At 66.8% G+C, this 3,499-nt stretch carries 2 protein-coding genes; both read left to right on the forward strand.

Features of this window, described 5'->3' with window-relative positions:
• Positions 1-2,395 (forward strand): indolepyruvate ferredoxin oxidoreductase family protein (locus AC1DS3_RS36775; RefSeq protein ID WP_477129149.1); only part of this gene is annotated, 2,395 nt, incomplete at its 5' end.
• A 57-nt stretch (positions 2,396-2,452) separates the two neighbouring features.
• Entirely contained in the window at positions 2,453-3,376 is a 924-nt protein-coding gene (kce, locus tag AC1DS3_RS36780; RefSeq protein WP_477109241.1) for a 3,5-dioxohexanoate:acetyl-CoA acetone transferase, read from the forward strand.
• Positions 3,377-3,499 lie beyond the last annotated feature (123 nt).

The raw sequence follows: 3,499 nt of genomic DNA on the forward strand, positions 1-3,499 counted from the left end.
CTTCGATGCGCGCATGGCCAATCCGCCGGTGGTGCGCGGCAAGTTCGAAGGCGCCCCGGAATGGTCGGCCTCCCGAGGCGCGCCGGTGCTGCCGATCTGCAATGAGCTGAGCGTGCTGCAGATCGCCGAAGCCATCCAGCGTTTGCTGGGGCTTGAGGCCGTGGCTCCGGATGTCGTTGCGGTGGACAAGCCAGGACAAGCCGTGCCGCTGCGACGCCCGAGCTTTTGCGCGGGCTGCCCGCACAATACATCGACCCGCTTGCCCGACGGCAGCCGGGCGCTGGCRGGCATCGGCTGYCATACGATCGCCATGCTCAACGACCCGAAGAAGACGCACACCGTCTCGCACATGGGTGGCGAGGGGATGATGTGGATGGGACAGTCGCCGTTTACCAGCGAGCCCCATGTCTTTGCCAACATGGGCGACGGAACCTATTTCCATTCCGGCTACCTGGCCATCCGCCAGGCGCTCGCGGCCAATCTGCGGATGACCTACAAGCTGTTGTTCAACGGCTTTGTCTCCATGACCGGCGGCCAGCCGGTGGATGGCGAGCTTAGCGTGGACAAGGCCGTGGCCCAGCTGCGCGCCGAGGGGATCAAGAAGCTGGTCGTGGTCACCGACGACGTGACGGCCTACGACGCGCCGCGCCGGGCCACGCTGGGCGTGCCCGTGTACGACCGGGCGGCGCTGGAGACGGTGCAGATCGAGCTGCGCGCGTATCCCGGGCTGTCGGTGCTGATCTATGACCAGGCCTGCGCCACCGAGGCACGCCGTTTGCGCAAGCGCGGCAAGCTGCCCGACCCGCAGGTGCGCACCTATATCGATCCCGAGGTGTGCGAGGGGTGCGGCGATTGCGGCGATCAGTCCGGCTGCCTTGCCATCGAGCCGCTCGAGACGGCGCTGGGCMSCAAGCGCAAGATCAACCAGTCSTCSTGCAACAAGGACATGTCGTGCGTGCGCGGCTTCTGCCCGAGCTTTGTCACGCTGCAGGGGGCAAAGCCGCGCCGGCCGCTAGGCGCTGCGGCGGCGGGCTTCAAGATTCCCGCATTGCCCGACGCCATCATCCCAGGCGAATTYGAGCCCGTGGCAATCCTCGTCGCGGGCATCGGCGGCACCGGCGTGGTGACGATCGGCGGCGTACTGACCATGGCGGCGCACCTGGACGGCAAGGCCGGCAGCTCGCTGGATGTCACCGGCCTGTCCCAGAAGTACGGCGCGGTGGGCTCTCATATCCGCATTGCCCCCAGCGCGGCCATGCTGCACGCCGCGCGCATCGGCACCGGCGAAGCCGACGTGCTGCTGGGCTGCGACCTGATCGTCGCGGCCGGCGCGGACGCGCTGTCCAGGCTGCGTCCCGGGCTGGCACGCGCCTTCGTCAACACGGAGGTGGTTCCCACCAGCGACTTCACCAGCCAGCCTGACTGGGCTGCCGATGAGGCCGGGCTCAAGCACCGCCTGAACGAAGCGCTGGGCGGGCGCGCCGAGTGCATCGACGTGACGGCGCTTGCGCAGCATCTGCTGGGCGACGCGATCCTGTCGAACATGCTGCTGCTGGGCTATGCCTGGCAACAAGGTGCGATCCCCGTGCAGCGGGCAGCGATGGAGAAGGCGATACAGCTCAATGGCGTATCGACCGACACCAACCTGAAGGCGTTCGCGCTGGGCCGCTGGCTCGCGCATGACAACGCGGCGGTGCGCCGCCTGATGGCGCCCGCGCAGGTCGTTCAGCTGACGATGAAAGCCGGGGGATCCCTGACGGAGCTGATCGATGACCGGGCACGGCGCCTTGTCGATTATCAAAACGCCGCGCTGGCGGATCGCTACCGCCAGCGGATCGAATCGGTGCGGCGCTGGCTGGCGGGCCGAAGCGATGCCGATGCCCTGGTCCGGCAGGTAGCGACGCAGTATTTCCGCGTGCTGGCGGTCAAGGACGAGTTCGAGGTGGCGCGCCTGTATTCGCGCCCGGCCTTCCTGCAGTCCCTGAACGAGGCGTTCGAAGGCGAGTTCCAGGTCAGGTTCCATCTGGCGGGCGGCCCGTTTGGCAAGCTCGACAAAGTCACCGGCAAGATCAGCAAGACGGCGGTTGGCAGCTGGATCCGGCCCGCCATGCGCCTGCTGGCTGGCGTGCGCTTCCTGCGCGGCAGCCGGCTCGATCCCTTTGCCCGTGGCACGGAAGCGCAACTCAATCGCCGTGTGCGCGATGCCTACGAAGCGGATCTGGATGACATCGGGCACGCGGCAGCGCAATGGCCCGAGGCACGCCTGCGGGAGCTGCTCTCGTGGCCTGCCAGTGTGCGCGGCTACGGGCATGTCCGCGAGCGCCAGGCGCAGGCCGGATTCGCAAGGCGAGCCTCGGCCCGGGGTGCGCCGGCTGGATCGCACCCGGAAAACTGACGGGGCCGCGGCATGCAAATCATGCCGCGCCACCACTACCCATACAAAGACGCCTCCATGAACAAAGTCATCATTACCTGCGCCATCACCGGGTCGATCCACACGCCGTCGATGTCGCCCTACCTGCCGCTCACGCCCGACGAGATCGCCGCGAGCGCGATCGGCGCCGCACAGGCCGGCGCCGCCATCGTGCACCTCCACGCGCGCGACGCCGGCGATGGGCGCCCTTCGCAGGACCCGGCACTGTTTCGCCGGTTCGTGCCCGCCATCAAGGCAGCGTCCGACGTGGTGATCAACCTGACCACGGGCGGCGCGCCCACCATGAGCGTCGAGGAGCGCCTGCAGCCCGCGCTGCAGCTGAGCCCCGAAGTGGCATCGCTGAACATGGGCACGATGAACTTCGGCCTTTATGAACTGCTGGACCGCTTCAAAGACCTCAAGCACGATTGGGAGCGCCCCTACCTGGAGCGCAGCTACGACGGCATCTTCAGGAATACGTTCAAGGACATCGCCTATATCCTGCAGTCCTGCAGCGCGAACCAGACCCGCTTCGAGATCGAATGCTATGACATCGGCCACTTGTACACGGCCGCCCATTTCCTGGATCGCGCGCTCTTGACGCCGCCACTGCTGATTCAGTCGGTGCTCGGGCTGCGCGGCGGCATCGGCGCGCATGTGGAAGACCTCATGCATATGCGCCGCACGGCGGACCGGCTGTTCGGCAAGGATTATGTCTGGTCGGTGCTGGGGGCAGGGCGCAACCAGATGCCGGCGGCGGCGGTCAGTGCATCGGTGGGCGGCCACGTGCGCGTTGGCCTTGAGGATTCGCTATGGGATGGCCCGGGAAAGCTCGCCGACAGCAATGCCGCGCAGGTGCTGCGGGTGCGCAGCATCATCGAAGCCTTGTCGCTTGAGGTTGCCACGCCGGATGAGGCGCGGAATCTGCTGAAGCTGAAGGGGCGCGACAACGTCGGGTTTTGAAGAGGGACATGCACCGCTAAGGGCTTGGCGAATGTTGCCGGCATAACGGGGCGGCCCGAKATTCTGGTTTGTGATTAATCCGGCGCATGGATATAATTCGCCGTCAATGCCCCGGATCTGGGG

This window comes from Cupriavidus sp. 01L46, from assembly GCF_056399905.1.

What these genes read in the sequence shown, in the direction of transcription:
- kce (WP_477109241.1), top strand. Translation starts at nt 2,453, where the DNA reads ATGAACAAAGTCATCATTACCTGCGCCATCACCGGGTCGATCCACACG.